Annotated in this window: 10 protein-coding genes; 8 read left to right on the top strand and 2 right to left on the bottom strand. The window is 41.0% G+C overall.

Annotation, left to right across the window (positions count from 1 at the left end):
• Positions 1-255 precede the first annotated feature (255 nt).
• Complete coding sequence (gene ebsA / locus H6G28_RS26020) at positions 256-630, bottom strand: type IV pilus biogenesis protein EbsA (RefSeq protein WP_190590171.1); 375 nt, start codon at positions 628-630, stop codon at positions 256-258.
• 512 nt (positions 631-1,142) lie between these two features.
• Here ebsA and H6G28_RS26015 point away from each other — a divergent pair.
• Positions 1,143-2,549, top strand: coding sequence for a glycosyltransferase family 2 protein (locus tag H6G28_RS26015; RefSeq protein ID WP_190590170.1), 1,407 nt, complete (start codon positions 1,143-1,145; stop codon positions 2,547-2,549).
• 109 nt (positions 2,550-2,658) lie between these two features.
• Entirely contained in the window at positions 2,659-3,396 is a 738-nt protein-coding gene (locus tag H6G28_RS26010) for a class I SAM-dependent DNA methyltransferase (protein ID WP_190675339.1), read from the top strand.
• A 92-nt stretch (positions 3,397-3,488) separates the two neighbouring features.
• Here H6G28_RS26010 and dnaX read toward each other — a convergent pair whose 3' ends face one another.
• Positions 3,489-6,722 carry a DNA polymerase III subunit gamma/tau gene (gene dnaX, locus H6G28_RS26005; protein WP_190675336.1) on the bottom strand — a complete coding sequence of 1,078 codons (3,234 nt, stop codon included), beginning with the start codon at positions 6,720-6,722 and terminating at the stop codon, positions 3,489-3,491.
• 282 nt (positions 6,723-7,004) lie between these two features.
• On the opposite strand from dnaX, the gene H6G28_RS26000 reads away from it, so the two are divergent.
• The 6 genes from H6G28_RS26000 to H6G28_RS25975 form a co-directional block, all read left to right on the top strand.
• A complete protein-coding gene (locus H6G28_RS26000; protein WP_190675436.1) occupies positions 7,005-7,688 on the top strand; it encodes a hypothetical protein in 684 nt (227 codons plus the stop codon).
• Between the two features lie 568 nt (positions 7,689-8,256).
• Positions 8,257-12,297: a CHAT domain-containing protein gene (locus H6G28_RS25995; RefSeq protein ID WP_190675334.1), complete on the top strand. Its 4,041-nt coding sequence runs from the start codon at positions 8,257-8,259 to the stop codon at positions 12,295-12,297.
• Positions 12,298-12,452: 155 nt separating this feature from the next.
• Positions 12,453-14,690 (top strand): substrate-binding domain-containing protein, encoded by a 2,238-nt coding sequence (locus H6G28_RS37685; RefSeq protein WP_190675332.1) that lies wholly within the window; start codon positions 12,453-12,455, stop codon positions 14,688-14,690.
• Positions 14,691-14,773: 83 nt separating this feature from the next.
• Entirely contained in the window at positions 14,774-14,923 is a 150-nt protein-coding gene (locus tag H6G28_RS25985; RefSeq protein ID WP_190590166.1) for a hypothetical protein, read from the top strand.
• Between the two features lie 13 nt (positions 14,924-14,936).
• The gene (locus tag H6G28_RS25980) at positions 14,937-15,440 is read left to right on the top strand and encodes a contractile injection system inner tube protein (protein ID WP_190590165.1); all 504 of its coding nucleotides are present in this window, start codon (positions 14,937-14,939) and stop codon (positions 15,438-15,440) included.
• A 6-nt stretch (positions 15,441-15,446) separates the two neighbouring features.
• A partial coding sequence (locus H6G28_RS25975) for a hypothetical protein (RefSeq protein WP_190675330.1) occupies positions 15,447-16,818 on the top strand: 1,372 nt, incomplete at its 3' end.

The raw sequence follows: 16,818 nt of genomic DNA, 5'->3' as shown, positions 1-16,818 counted from the left end.
CTTACGCTCTTTGCGAGCATAGTTTTTGAGAAATAACATTTTTTTGGTGAAAAAAATAGCTTTTATCTACAGTATTGATACTGTAAAGTTACTAACTACTAGGTATTTAAAATAATGCTGAAAATGTTATGGGCTGGATGCTAAATATATAAACTAAACTATGCCTCAATGCTCGTAAGCATTAGTGTCTGGGCTAGGTTCAAGGGAAATTGTTTTCCCTTGCAATCCTATACCCTAGACTTTCAGGGAATTGATTTATTCATCAATACGCAGCAACTTTCTGTAGAATGATTGCGAAAAGTCTGTGACACGATAACGTTTATAGTTTTCCATTAATTCAATTAAAAAACTAATAAACTCAAAGCTGGCCATCATCACTTCATAACTGAGTTCAGCATTACCATCAAACTGCATTCGGCAGCGCGTTAAGTCTGAAGGTAGGGTGGCCACATTCCAAGAAGCGACAAAAGGAATATTTTCACTGGCTTCTATTTTGCGGTGTCCCTCCAAAATACCTTTTTGATAGAGACTGATAGCGTAGGGCAAGAAATTCCGCTTTGTACCCTGAATATAAGGCAAGTAAACGCTTGCTTGCTGCTGAGTTGCAGGCTGGATTTGCTCAATAGACATTATTGAATATTCCTCAAGTTAGGTGAAACTGGGGATATTAGTAGTTGTCAATAGTATTCCCAAAAAAACTGCTGTAATACACACTACAAAATCACAACTCTCAGAAAAAGCCTCAAAATATTCCGCAAGAAATGTTAACGAATGGCAATAATCAATAAGTAATTCTTTGTATTTTGTCTTTTTAGTTTTGAGTTTGTGATAGTGCCAGCAAAGTTAGTACTAAGAAATATTAAAATTTCAGTTACAATAAGGCTGCATTAGCTTTTATCCAAGCTGGGGCAGTAGCGGCGAAAAAACCTAACATTAGGTCTTCAAGACGCTGATTGCAATGTCTCACAACCCAAAGCTGTGTCTATCTTGTAATTACTTTGTTGAATTTACTGTTGCCCTGAAAAAGCAACATAATCTTGATACAGCAAGTAAAGCTAGATGGCAGAGTCAAAGTTTGACGTTACAGAATTCCCGGCTTATTTATGGGTGTAGAAAAATACTGGTATCGCATTAATTAACCTATGCCAGCGAACTCCTGGCCTGAAAACGATTCATACAAAGAGCTTGACCCGCTAGATTCTCTGTTAGCTGACCTATCGGCGACAGAAGATTCATTGGTAGGGACAAATCGCTTGTCTCAACCATCACGGTTTCAAGGACGTAGAGGTAAAGCCGCTCTGGTGTTGTCAATAGTTTGGAGTGGTACGATCGCTCTACACTTGGCTTCTTGGGCTTACATTTTTGTTCTAGGGTTGACGACAATCCTGGGTATTCATGCGTTAGTGGTGATATTCGCTAAACCTCGCCGCTATCAAAAAGAAATGCAGGGTAATTTACCCTCTGTATCTTTGTTGGTAGCTGCCAAAAATGAGGAAGCGGTGATTGGGAAGTTAGTCAAGAACTTGTGCAATCTGGAATATCCAGATGGACAATACGAAGTCTGGATAGTTGACGATAACAGTACCGACAAAACACCGCAAATCTTAGCGGAACTAGCGCAGGAATACAAAAAACTCAAAGTACTGAGGCGTTCTCCCCAAGCAGGTGGCGGTAAATCGGGAGCATTAAATCAAGTTCTGCCCCAGACAAAAGGCGAAATTGTTGCGGTGTTTGATGCTGATGCTCAAGTGCCATCAGACTTGCTACTCCAGATAGTACCTTTGTTTCAAAGAGAAAAAGTTGGTGCAGTGCAGGTGCGGAAAGCAATCGCCAACGCCAAAGAAAACTTTTGGACTAAGGGACAGATGGCAGAAATGGCACTGGACACTTGGTTCCAACAGCAACGCATTGCTTTGGGTGGGATTGGTGAATTGCGGGGTAACGGCCAATTTGTTCGCCGCACAGCCTTAGATAGTTGTGGTGGATGGAATGAGGAAACCATCACCGACGACTTGGATATGACCTTGCGCTTGCATTTGGATAACTGGGATATTGAGTGTGTCTTCTCCCCAGCCGTGCAGGAAGAAGGTGTGACCAATGCGATCGCGCTTTGGCATCAGCGCAACCGTTGGGCAGAAGGTGGCTATCAGCGTTATTTAGATTACTGGGATCTGATTCTGAAAAACCGCATGGGAACCCGCAAAACCTGGGATATGCTCATGTTTATGATCAGTATGTACATCTTGCCAACGGCTGCTATCCCAGACTTGTTAATGGCAATTGCCAAGCATCGCTTACCACTGCTAGGCCCAGTCACCACCTTGTCTGTGTCTATGTCCGTGTTGGGAATGTTTGCCGGACTAAGGCGGATACGTCAAGAGCAGAAATTCACCGTTGCGACTTATCCGGTGTTACTACTACAAACCCTGCGCGGCACATTATATATGCTGCACTGGTTAGTAGTGATGAGTAGTACCACCGCCCGGATGTCCTTTAGGCCAAAGCGACTGAAATGGGTAAAGACAGTACATTCTGGTAGTGGAGATTAGAAAGGCAAAAGTTAAAAGGCAAAGGGCAAAAGAATGTGTTTCTTTTGCTCTTTTGTTTTTAGCGCAGAAAAAAGCTATGTTAAAAAGTAACAACAATTAATACATTCACATGGAGAAGGCAGGCCCAAACTTCTTTGATGATGAGGTGGTTTTTGCCAGCTATATGCAGCGTCGTCAAGGTCTAGATACACCCAATGACACGCTAGAAAAGCCAGTGTTGATGGATCTCATTCAACCCATTACTGACAAACGTGTCCTTGACATGGGGTGCGGTGATGCAGCAATTGGGCGTGAACTTCTCCTTCAGGGAGCGGCGAGCTACATTGGCATCGAAGGCTCACATAAGATGGCGAATCTTGCACATCAAACACTGGTAAACACTTCTGGCAAAATTATTTTGCAAACGATTGAGGATTGGACGTACCCGCAGGGAGCATTTGATTTAGTTATATCAAGACTTGCCCTACATTATGTCGCTGATCTAGCACTAATTTTTACCAAAGTTTTTGATGCGATCGCCCCATCAGGAAAGTTTGTGTTTTCCGTGGAACATCCTGTGATTACGTCGTGCGATCGCGGCTGGATAGGTGGTACACTCCGCCAAGATTGGATGGTCGATAACTATTTCAAAACCGGACTGCGAGTGACAAACTGGCTTGGTGGCACAGTAAAAAAATATCACCGCACGGTCGAAGAATATTTTCATCTCCTCCAAAAAACTGGATTCATCATTACGGATCTGCGTGAAGCACATCCGCAACGTGAGTACTTCCAAGACATAGAAACTTACGAACGGCGAAAGCGTATTCCACTATTTTTGATTCTCGCAGCCCGCAAGCCTGCTTAGTACCTAAGCAAAAAAATTGTAGCGACTGTCTTGAAAGTTGCTACTAATGCACTGCGAAAGGTTTCTTCATTTCATACTTCAGCCTTCTTAGACTAATCATCGATTTCAACTTCCTCTACCCAATCAGATGGAGTGATAGAACCAGATGAATCGGAACCATCATCAGCAAAGCGGACAATCTGCCCATCGAAAAATTGTGCTAAATGTTGGGCGGCTCTTGTGACTTCCTCCCATTCTTCTGATGAATTTTGTGTGGGTTGTGGGGGAGGTTGGATGTGAGCAGTACCATTACCATTTGTGGGATATTCAGAATATTCTGGTTTTACAGGTGGCGGTGTGACTGGTTGTGGTGGCGGTGTAAATGCTTGGGGTGTTGGTGCTGGGTGATGGTTGTTTTTTTGGGGTAAGGAAGGTTTGTGAAGCCCATTGGAATTATTGGTTGATGGTTCTTTTTTTGGGGGAGAAGCTGTTACGGCTGTAGCTTTTTCTAGGCTGACTTCAACGTTGCGATTCACAGTCTGCTGAAAAGCCCCAGCAATCATGGTGAGGTCAGATTTAACTTTGTCGTACCATGCAGGTTTAACACCTACACGCGCACTATTACCGTTAAACTCAATCAGATGGCACATTTGCCCTAATAATGCCCGACGAGGAAGTAACTGAATATTACTCAGTACTTGCTGCCAAATTTGGGTTAAGTCTGGTTGTGCAGTTTCTGGTGTGGTTTCTGCGGCGACAGGTTCAGGCGGAGGCGGTGAGACGGGTTGTGGGTTTGCAGGTATGACTTCTGTGGTAACTGGTTTTGCAGGTGGCTGATTTAAAGGTGCAGTGTGAGGCGGTGGTGATACAGGTTGCGGGTTTGAAACTGGTGGTGATGGGGGATGATGATTTTGTGGTGCTGGGACATTGACTTTTGGCACAACAACTGTGGATGCTGGCTGAATACTGGCGCTGGGTAACAATCCGAGTAATGTTACTTCTAACCACAAACGCGGCTGGGTAGTATTTTTAATTTGAATTTCTGCTGTTCTCAGGTGTTGTTGTCCTGCCAAGATTGTACTGATGTGTAAGTTTTGGGCTAACTCAACTAATGCTGCCCAAGTTTGTGGAGTACAAGCTATTAAGTCTTGGCGATTAGGGGCAGTTTTAGCAATGAGTAAGTCGCGGTAGAGGTTGGCGAGATTTTGCAGAATAGTGAGTGGTTCTCGTCCTCGGTCAAGGATGTGGCGGCTACAGTCTAAGATTGTTTCTGGGTTATCTTGAGCGATCGCACTCAATAAGACTAACAAGTCGCGTTCACTCACAGAACCAACTAAATCCCAGACTCTTTCCGGTGTGACTTGCCCTGACAATAAAGCTAATTGGTCAAGTAAACTCTCTGCATCCCGCAACCCACCTTGGGAAATTTGCGCTACTAAAGTAACAGCTGCTTCCGAAATATCAATGCTTTCTTTCCAGGCGATCGCATTTAAATGCTTCACCATCGCCTCTAATTGAATGCGTCTAAAATCGAACCTCTGACAACGAGAAATAATTGTTGGTAAAACTCTTTGTGGGTCGGTGGTTGCGAGAACGAAAACTACGTGTTTAGGTGGTTCTTCGAGTGTTTTTAGTAACGCATTGAACGCCTGGGTACTGAGCATGTGACAGTTATGAACTAAAAGTCCATTTGCCACAAAATTATGATTGTCCGCGACTTCAATATCATAAACTCGCTCAATTCCATCGAGGTGAACAGATTCTACCGTTTCCAAACTTGTAATCCATTGTAGGGATTGAATATTGTTTGAGTTCTGCCAACCATTTTCTACTACTATTTGCGCCCATCCAAATGTAGTGGTATTGCTTACCTGTACTATTTCTGATGTAACACCTTGTTTTTGCCGGGTATCCGAGGTTTGTAAGCCAATTGGCAATAAGTTGGTTTTCTTGCTCTGAAAATCCTTCTGTATGTAACTGAATTTGGGGGCTACCTGCTGGTGTAAGACTGAGTGACCCATCGTCGCAATACCACCAAGCAAGTCCTTCTGGGGTAATTCGACTGAGCCAGTCCATCGACACAATTTTTCTGTTGCCGTTCGGTTTGACGATTTCAAAGACATCCTTGAGTTGGGGATGACACATGGTTTTACAGGTAACGGATATGTTTCCGTATCCTCTGTTCTCTGTGATTCCCAGCTTGGGACACAATTGTTGGAGGCGATGTGCTTTGTATTCCAGCCATTCTTGCTGGCTTTCACCATGTGTCCAACACAATCTAGGGAATCTACTGTGTTTGTTGGGGTAAGAGATGGCACAATCCCCCAACAATGTACCGTAGATAAGCCCAAATGCTTCTGGTTGTATAACAGTGGCATTTGCCAGAAATTTTTCTGTTCTGAGTTGCCAAATGCCGTGTCCTTTTTGGTATGGGTGTCTTTGCCAATAAGATTGTATACTGGCGATTCCTTTACCTTTGCGCTGTAAATAGGTAGGAATAAGGAGTTTTTCTCCACATCCGCAAGCACACAAGGGTCGTAACGCTTCTGCTGCTTGAAGAATAGATTCCAGGTCGTAAGATTTTTGTCCGTATTTGTTGCCTTTAAACTGGTGTCCTCTGGCAAATCGGCGGATGCGCCCATCCGTCCCATATTTGTAAATGAGGTTTCCACAGCCACATTCACAGGGGATAGTATCTTCGTTCCTTCTTTTACGTTCTTTGCTGGTATCCATCCCTGCTCTGTTCTGATTAAATGATTACCTGTACATTTAATTACACGCTTAGTTGTCTTGATAACCAGAGTCTGACGTTTTCCCTGATCTAACCATCTCAGGACTTTTTTAAACTCCCATTGACCCGATAAGTCGTTATAACTAAGAACTTTCTTACCTTTAAGTTTGGGGTCGTCAATTCTGAAGAGTCCCTGATCAGTCAATATCAGAGAATCTCCTGTGAGACACTCGTCTATTACATATACTTTATACCGACACTGCACTGGGGCGAATTGTGCTTTTTCGATGAGTTCGCGGATATTATCGACACCAGTGTTACTGGCGGCATCAATTTCTATTACGTCTAAAGAGTAGCCTTTGGTGATTCCCTGACAGACATCGCATACCCCACAAGGTTTGGCGGTGGGTTTGTCACTTTGAAGACAGTTAAGGGATTTGGCGAGAATCCTGGCGCTAGATGTTTTACCCGTACCTCTTGGCCCGGTGAACAAATAAGCCGGGGCAATTTTAGTTGTACGGATAGCATTAATTAGGGTGGTAGCGATCGCCTCTTGCCCCACCAGTTCAGCAAAACTCTTTGGGCGATACTTGTGGTGCAGGGGTTCGTAAGGCATGGAAGGAAAATGTCAATTCATTTTCAGAATCGATTTTTACATAAACGCCCAAATTGGCGCTCAAATATTTTAAACGCAGGGTGTCTGTTTTCCATAATTATAGTACATTTGAACCATATTTTAAAGTATGAAGTATGAAGTGTGAAGTCTGAAATTTGAACTTCATAATTCAGACTTCATACTTCAGCCTTCAAAATGTACATTTTCTTAACTGCACTACCGCCATCTTCGAGAGCGATCGCTACAATCTTATGGTAGACAATACACTTTATGGTGGGACAAATGCTCAAGCGGTTAATTCAATGGCTCAAAAACCTTTTTCAGAGCTTATTTGGCGGCAAATCAACGCCGAAAACAGCCGATGTAAATGTCTCTCAAGAGCCAGCACCGCCTCTGAGTGATACAGACTTAGAATTTCTCTTCACCGAACTGCTAGAAGGCGTACATCAGGCGCGGGGACAAGCTTGGGCGATCAAGTGGCTGCATAATATTGAGCATCGAGTTTCCACAGAACGTTGGCTAGAGTGGTTACACCGTTTTGGGGAAAGATTACTTGCTGCACCGACACCAAATAATGAGTTAGCAGCGCGGCTAGTACAACTAGGCGATTTAGGCGTAGGTGAACTGGGCGATGAAGCTTACGAAATTGGGATGCAATTATTGACACGCAATTCTGGCGAAACCATCTGGGAATATGATGGGCCAGATGTTTTCAGTAACAATTCCTCATCAGATGATGACCAAATATTACAAACAGAAACAACTGATGATTCTGCCTCAGAAGCAGATTACCAAACTGTCACCTTAGAGCAGTTATTTAGTATGATGCAGGAAGATGAAAACCTACGTCAGCAGATTTCCCAACAATTAGGAATTGAGTCTGATGATGCAGAAGTAATTATCAAAGAATTGGTGCATCAATACTATATGCCCAGTAGCGCACCATCTGATGAAGCGACAGCTTAATAGGATTTTGGATTTGTGATTTTAGATTGAGAGCTTAAAAACTAGCAATAGTAATACTGTTACCTCCTAGCGTGAAAGTGCTGAGTGAATCAATTTTGGATTTTAAATTTTGGATTTTAGATTAGTAGGACTTACGCATAAAAACCAAAAATCAAGGGTTTTGGCGAGGGTGTAGGGGTTCAGGGGTATAGGGGAGCCACTGGCGTGGGCGCGTTTCCCGACTTGAGCCAAGTGGCGTGTGTACTGATTCAAAATCCTTACACCCCAAACCCTTTCACCCTTTCACCCAATCTCTACAGATAATCTTTGTGCGTAAGTCCTGATTAGGAAACTCTTTCAATCTAAAAGACGCTCGCGGACTCGCTAACGCTGCGCTAACGGCAATCCAAAATCTAAAATTCTTCTGCCTCCTGCCTCCTGCTATAACAACTAACAAAGTTTTGTATATTTTTGATAAACATCTACCCGATAAACCCGTTAATGGCAGTGGGTTTCACGCAAATCTAGCGTTTTTTGACATAACGATCGCTACAATCTAGGATAAACAAAACCTTCAGAGTATGTGCAGATGCTCACGCAGCTATGGCAGTGGCTTAAAACACATTCAAACCAGCCCACTAGTAGTAAACAGACTTTAAAAACTGTTAGCGAACAGGAAATGGTAGAACCACCTCCTGAATTAACTAATGCTGATTTGGAACTTCTGTTTACCCAACTGCTAGAAGGGGTACATCAAGGACGGGGACAACAATGGGCAATCAAATATCTCCAACGGATGGAAGACCGAATTAGTACCGAACGTTGGATAGATTGGTTACTCATTTATGGTGAACGATTGTTAATCTCCCCTGGGCCGCCTAATCAGCAGTTAGCCTCGCAGATGATCCAACTAGGAGAACTCAATATCGGCAAAGTTGGTGAACTTTCCTATGACATTGGTATTCGTTTAATGACGAGTCATACCGATGACTGGGAAGAAGCTGCTGAGGAACAATCTGTTGTCTCGACAACGAATGAAACAACGAATACTCCTGGGCAGAATTTACTGCGGAATCTGGGCGAATCGCTATGGGAGTACGAGGAAGCAACTGCACAACCTCCAGAAAATGCAGTTAATCAGGTTGCAGATATGACATCATCCTCGGAAGTTTCGACAGAGAATGTCGCAGAAATTATTTGGGAGTATACAGGGGAAGAATTTGTAGTTAGTACCATACCCCAAACAGAACCCGCCCAAAATACAGATATCCCGATTTGGGAATATTCTGGGTCAGCGTTTACCACCACACCAGAGGAAACTAGCGCAGATGATTTAGCCGCCAGTCTTTGGGGTGATCCCACAGCAGAATTGACTGATAGTCCACCACCTCTAGAATACGCCACGGAAAACACAAATATTCCCACTTGGGAGTATGCACCAGAAACGGCAAGAGATAATTTAGCTGCTAGTCTTTGGGGAGATACCGCCGCAGAATTGGTAGATAGTCCACCACCCCAGACTACAGAAAACATGAATACACAGACTGGGGAAGCATTCACCACCGCGCCATCTCAGGAAACAGTCACCAGGGAAGACACCGCAGAAGAAGAATTTGCACCCCCCGCCACCGTGGCTTTTTTAACTCCGGCGGCAGAAGATGTGATTGGTAATTTGGGTGAATTGTCACTAGAATATCCAGATGAACCAGCCAGACTAGCGCGAACAGGTATTTCTGAAAATGCTTGGGATCAATATCTGGCAAATTTAGATCCCACTGTGGCCTACACTTTAGATGAATTGTTGGGCAGGTTGGATCAAAGCGCCCATTTAGTACAGCAATTGGCAATTAATCTGACAACACAATCTAGTCCTACTTTGCCGACTACGCCGAATCCAGCTAATACGGCAATTCAAGCCCAAGCTTGGTTTTATCAAGGTTTACAACAAGCCAAAACGGGGGATTTGGCAGGTGCGATCGCATCTTACGACCGTGCCATTGAATTACAACCGGAATCCCCTGAATACTGGTTTAATCGTGGCTTGACTTTGTTCCATTTAGAACGGTTTGCCGAAGCGGTGGCGGCTTATGACACTGCAATTGATCTGAAACCAGACCATTACAAAGCTTGGTACAATCGTGGCGGTACGCTGGGAGAATTGGGATTATTTGCCGAAGCGATCGCATCTTTTGATCAGGCGATTGAAGTTCACCCCAATTACCCCGAAGCTTGGGCGAGTAAGGCTTTGGCGTTGTTGAAGTTGGGGCAAGTGTGGGAGGCCATTACCAGTTACGATCAAGCTTTAGAATTGCAACCCCAAGACCCGGAAACTTGGTATTACCGAGGCATTGCTTTAGCGGTTAACGAACAATATGAAGATGCGATCGCTTCTTATAATCAAGCTTTAGAATTGCAACCCGATTATTACGAAGTCTGGATTGACCGGGGTGTGGTGCTGTTTAATTTGAGACAGTGGTCAGAGGCGATCGCATCTTGGGATAAAGCCTTAGCAGCCCAACCAGACTTTTATTTGGCTTGGTATAACCGGGGCGTGGCGCTAGATAACTTAGGCAGGCGGGAAGAAGCGATATCTTCCTACGAAAAAGCGATCGCCATTAAACCAGACTTTCATTTAGCTTGGTATAATCAAGCAGTCGCTCTGTTTTATTTGGAACGCTATACTGAGGCGATCGTTGCTTACGACAACGCCTTACAAATTAAACTTGATTATTGGGAAGCTTGGATTGGTCGAGGGACAGCAATTGGTCATGTACCAGAAAGTTATGTCTTCAATTTATTAACCAGCGTCGCCATCAATTACCCAGCTTTAAGACAAGGCGGTTATATAGGTAAACTCGCCAGCTATGAACAAGGGTTAAAACATATCCGCCCAGACACTCACCCAGAAGGTTGGGGTAGATTACATTTGGCGATTGGCAACACCCATTATGAGCAAGGTAAGAAACAATCTGCATCTCGTCAACATTGGCGGAAATCTGTATTTGAATACAACCAAGCCTTATTAACTCTCAGTTGGGAAGGATTTCCCCAGTTACATTTAGAAATACTGCAATCTTTAGTTAAAGTTCTGTTAGGTTTAGGACAAATTACCCAAGCCCAAGAATTACAACAACGGGCTGCTAATTTATTGCAAGCATTGTTGAGTGATGCTGCACGTTCTGAAGAAAGTAAAAAACAGTTGGCGCTAAAATTTGCGGGAATTGGGCAATTAGGCGTTGACTTTTTAGTAGAATCGGGTGATTTAGTAGAAGCTTGGGAATTGGCAGAACAAATAAAAAATGCTTGTTTACAATGGCTATTATTTGGCTGGCAAAATGAAATTTATTTTCTGAATTATAACTCAGTTCAAGAGTTACTGAACCCCAACACGGCAATTATTTACTGGCATATTAGCCCAGCAGCACTGCACACATTTATTATTAAAGATGGCGCTCCTTCGCCAATTTTGGTGTTTATTCCTGTGCAAGCACGAGGTAATATTTCAGCAGCCAATAATAAGCCTTTACAAGAATTACCATTACCAGAAGCAACGCAAAGATTGATTGCTTTTGAACATTGGTTAGAAGATTGGCATAAAACTTATCAAGATTATTGTGAACAAGCCCAAGACCCCCAAACTAAAGGCAATCATGTTTGGCGATCGCAGATGGAATACAGGCTGTTAAATCTGCAAAAAATTCTCGAAATTGCCACAATTACTCAAGAACTGGAAGGAATTACCAACCTCATTTTAATTCCGCACCGCGACTTAGCCAGATTGCCTTTACACCTGCTATTTAATCTGCCTAATTCTGACGCAGAAATGCTCAATCTTCCCGCAAAATTTATTACAAATTATTTGCCTAGTGTCCAAGTAGGATTAAGCTTACAACCCAGAAATATAGAGAACTGGCAAGAACAGATATTACTCAGTATTGAATCTCCAGCACAGACAAATTATGCACCACCAAAATTTGCCAAGTTGGAATCAGAAGTCATTACCCAGATGTTTGAACATCACCAACGCATCCAAGCTGAAGCCGCTATTAAAACTACTGTTGAGAAAGCCTTAGCTGATGATTACAATATCTTGCATTTTACCGGGCAAGTTATCAACAATTTCATTGACAAAAATAAATCAGAATTAACATTAGCAGGAGAAGAAAAACTCACCCTTGCAGAAATCTGCCAAAAAAACCTCACTAGTTACAATTTAGTCTTACTATCGGCGTGTAAATTTGTGAGTCATCTTAACCAAAATATCACTACTGAATATGTCTCTTTAGTAAATGGTTTTCTGTGTGGTGGTGTTCCGCAAGTGATTAGTACTTTGTGGAATGTAGAATCATCAGCGAGTGCATTATTAATTATCGAATTTTATCGCCGCCTACAAGTTAACAAATCACCAGCCACAGCTTTAACAGAAGCAACTACATGGTTGCAAGAAGTCACCGCCGGCGAATTGGCTATTTGGTATGAAAATTTAATTAAAACTCTGCATCCAGATGAGTTGCGAATTAGAACTTATTTAGCTACCCATTTATATAGAATTAGCAAAATAGTTCCTGAGAGAAAGCCTTATAATCATCCTTACTATTGGGCAGGTTTTATCATTACAGGGAGGAATTAAGAGGCTATTTTGAAAAACAAAAGAATAAAATCTTTCTTCCCCATTCCCAACTCCCCACTCCCCACTCCCTATTTCTTAGCGGAAAGTCTAATGGCTTTGGGCAAAAATTCAGTGTAGGATGCGGTAGATAAGAGCGATCGCTAAGGGTTTCCGTCGTGGTTTATGAACAAATTAAAGCCAAATTACCGCAGAGGTTTTTCCCAAAATCAGAAAACCCACCAGTTGTAGAACCGGAACCGATTTTAACTCCTGTCACTTTGCAACCACCAATGCCTGTGGGGGTGGATATCATCTACCACAAATATCGCTGCTGGACGGGGAATACTTTAAGCTGTGAATGGACAGAAAAAACAATAGAACAAAACCCGACAGCTAAAACTTGTCAAACCTGTGGTTTTCCGGCGATTATCCCTGCTAAAACTGAATTTCGGGGGTACAAAGGGCGATATCGCATAGATAAGTATATCGGAAATCGCGGTTTAGGGCGTTTATATCAGGGAATACAGCTAACAGACCAACAGCCAGCAATTATTAAAGAATATTTATTACCTCAACTGGCTTTTAACGCTGAAGAAACCAGAGATAGGAAACAAGCTTTTGAACGTTTGGCTGGTTTGAGTTTAGCTGATGGAAGAATTCAAGATATCCGGCTAAATTTTCCTTGGGATGCAATTTCTGATCCCATTGCTGAACGCTGCTATCTTGTTACTAATGGCAATATCGATGCTTATCCTACTCTCAGAAAATATCTAAAAGCTACTAATAAACCAATGTCTGAGAGGGAAGTATATCGTGTGCTTGACCAAGGATTACAAACTCTACAATTTCTCCACGGTCAAAAATTTAGTCTACCAACTGGACAAATACAACAAGGAATCGCTCACGGTAATATTAATTTAGATAGTCTGCTAATTATGGCAGATACAGCAGAATTTTTTATTCATTTAACAGATTTAACATTATGGGAAAATTTATTTCAATTATCAACTATTAAACCTGTGATTTCGACGGTAGCACAAGACTTAGTTGATTTAGGCTATGTAGCTTTTTATTTATTGCAAGGTAATATTTTAGATACAACTATTGACCCCAGAAAAGAACAATATTGGCAAGCTATAACTCTTGAATTTAAAGCTTTTTTGTTCCGGCTTTTAGGCTTGGATAAGCCATTTAATAATGCGGAAGAAGCGAGAGAAGCATTATTACAAGTTTATCAGGTTTTACCAAGGGAAATATTAATAATTCCAGAACAACCAGAGACCTCCAAAGCCAAACTTTATCGTCCGTCGATATTACTATTAAGTATTCTGGGGGGATTATTGTTATGTGGGTTGATAGTATGGATAGTTCAGAGATGGAAATCTCCAGAAACTGTGATGGAAGAACCAGTAGTTTGCTGTTTAAAAAGTGTGACTGGTGTACCTGGGGGTAAATTTAACTATACTGGTGAAAAAGACAGTACTTGGAGTTTTATCCGGCGACAAAGCAATTTAATCTTGCAAAATAAAACACTGGAAGAAAAGTTAAAAGCAAGTCAGCCAAAATTACAGTTAAACTATCAACCAGAAGATAGTATAGAACAAGCGATCGCCAGTGTCAAAGATAAGCAAAAAGATTTTGCGATCGCTAATATGGTAGAACCATTAACTCCAGAACTAAAACATCAAGAATTTGCTTATGATGGTTTGGTGGTCTTTGTGGCTTTTAGTTACTCCAAGCGCGATAAAAGTTTACCACGAGCTTTAAATGGTCAGATTAGTATTCAGCAATTACAAGATTTATATACAGGTAAGATTAATAATTGGCAACAACTGAAAGGCTTCAATTTACCTAAATTACCAGTTAATCTTTATATACCAAAAGACGCAGAAACTATCAGGATATTTGAACAGCGAGTACTCAGGAACGAAGAAGCGATCGCAACTTTCCGTTATTTAAAACAACAGCAACAATCAAACACATCTTTTACTTATTCTGGCATCAATATCACATCTTTATCAACCTTAGAAATGCTACAAAAAGTTCTGCGAGACTTTGAAGAAGATAATATTGGTAGTATTGGTTTTGCTACACTCAGTCAAGTATTTGGTCAGTGTTCTGTTTATCCTTTGGCTATAGCAGATGGGAATAAAGCAGCAGTACAAACTTTAGTACAAGATAACGGAAAGCCAATAAATCCAAATACTGACTTGTGTGATGATAAAGGCAGTTATCAGCCCAACATCCAAGTATTTAAAACAGGTAGCTATCCCCTCAGCTATCCATTAGTTGTATTGTATCCAGGAGATAATAGCCGTCCTCCCATCGGTCAAAAATTTGCGGAAATGCTAAGAACCGCAGAAGTACAGCAAATATTAGAGAAAACTGGTTTAGTACCACTAAGTCGTCAATAAAGCAGTAAAAGTAGACTATTGGCTAATTGTCGATGTGACAAATTGGCTGATATATATAAATCTATTTATCCAATTGTTTAGCTATGACCGATGACAGTAATCAGCAAAAAAAACTTGCCAAGTTAGCAGGTAAGGTAATGTGCGATCGTCAATTGTTATGGAAGTTGACAGATAAAGTTTATGAACTGATGAAGGAAGATTTACAACAGCAAAAAGAAAGACTTAAAAATTAGATAGGAGTGAGTTATGGCTAATACTAGCCGAGAATTAAACTATGTTACCGCTAATAGATTTTATGTCGAAATTGAGAGTAATATTACCGCCTGCTTTACAGAATGCCAAGGCTTAGGTGTGAATATCAAAACTGAAAAATTTGCTGAAGGCGGTGTGAATAATCAACAACGAGTCTTGTTAAGTCCCGCAGATTTTTCTGATGTTACTCTCAAACGGGGAATTACAAATGACTTAACCTTTTGGAATTGGATGAATAAAATTTTAAGTGGTGCAATAGAACGGCGTAACGTCAATATTTTAGTGTTTAATCAAGCTGGTGAAACCATGCAATGTTGGACTTTAATTGGTGCTGTACCTATCTCATGGAAAGCACCAGGTTTAAGCGCCGATTCTAGCACAGTTGCTATTGAAGAATTAACTTTAACTTATGAAGGCTTAAAAGTTGATAAAACAAGGTCTGGCGGTGCATCAATTTTATCAGGACGCGATAGTTCAGGTTCATTTGCTAGTAATTAAAAGTATATGACAGAAAATCTGACAACAGGTTTTAGTTCAGAACCTTCAGAACCAGACCTAAATCTAGGGATAAAGCAACCTTTATTACCTCATCAACCTTTGGGAAGTAAATTTATTAGGCCTAAATTTTTATCACCATTAGGAGCAAAATCACTATCAAATTTTGATTCTTCCATATTTTTTAATCCAGTTATCACAGATTTTAACATCATTGAAAATTCCTTTCAAGATTCACCTTTTTTTTCTGAATCTAAATCACAGCATTTCAATACACCAAGTCATTCTGAAGGAAATAAAGTCAAAAAAAATAGTTCAAATTCACCCAACATTCAACAAAAATCAGCAGGAAGTAACTCCAGTTTAAGTAGAGATATATTATTAAGTCAGGACAGTGATATCAGATTATCTCCAAGTGAAGCGATCGCCAATATAGATGTAACCACACCAAACACGAATTATATCAACCCAACAATAGAAAATAATGATATTGGCGAAATAAATAAATTATCAAACACACCTCAACAAGCACATATAATATCATCAATTTCTGATAATAAAGACTCAAAATTAATTCAACCACAAATCAATACTAATAATTCTGTTACAAATCAAAAAAATGAGGCTCTACCCAATCCATCGCAACCAAGACAACACACATCACTAACTATTCAACCGCAAGCAGATAGTGGTAAAGCTGAATATTCACAAACTGAGTTAAATGAAAAAGCGATCGCACCTTACAACACTGGTAAAGAATCACCAATTATTCAACCAAAAATAGATAGTAATAATTCTGTCTCTCTTCAAGCAGAAATAGTAGAAAATGACAACTCACGAACTACGTTAAATGAGAAAGCGATCGCACCTTCCAATCTTGATACAGAATCACCAGTTATTCAACCAAAATTAGATAGTAATAATTCTGCATATCATCAAGCAGAAATAGTAGAAAATGACAACTCACGAACTACGTTAAATGAGAAAGCGATCGCACCTTTCAATACTGCTACAGAATCACCAGTTATTCAACCAAAATTAGATAGTAATAATTCTGCATATCATCAAGCAGAAATAGTAGAAAATGACAACTCACGAACTACGTTAAATGAGAAAGCGATCGCACCTTTCAATACTGCTACAGAATCACCAGTTATTCAACCAAAATTAGATAGTAATAATTCTGCATATCATCAAGCAGAAATAGTAGAAAATGACAACTCACGAACTACGTTAAATGAGAAAGCGATCGCACCTTCCAATCTTGGTACAGAATCAAACATTATTCAACCAAAACTAGATAGTAATAATTCTGTCTATCCTCAATCAGAGATAGTAGAAAATGAATACTCACAAACTGAGTTCAATGAAAAAGCGATCG

Origin of the sequence: Nostoc sp. FACHB-190, from assembly GCF_014696905.1 — a bacterium.
Classification (GTDB): Bacteria; Cyanobacteriota; Cyanobacteriia; order Cyanobacteriales; family Nostocaceae; genus Nostoc_B.
The sequence above is the reverse complement of the archived record's forward strand: the minus strand, read 5'-3'. Positions and strand labels throughout refer to the sequence as shown.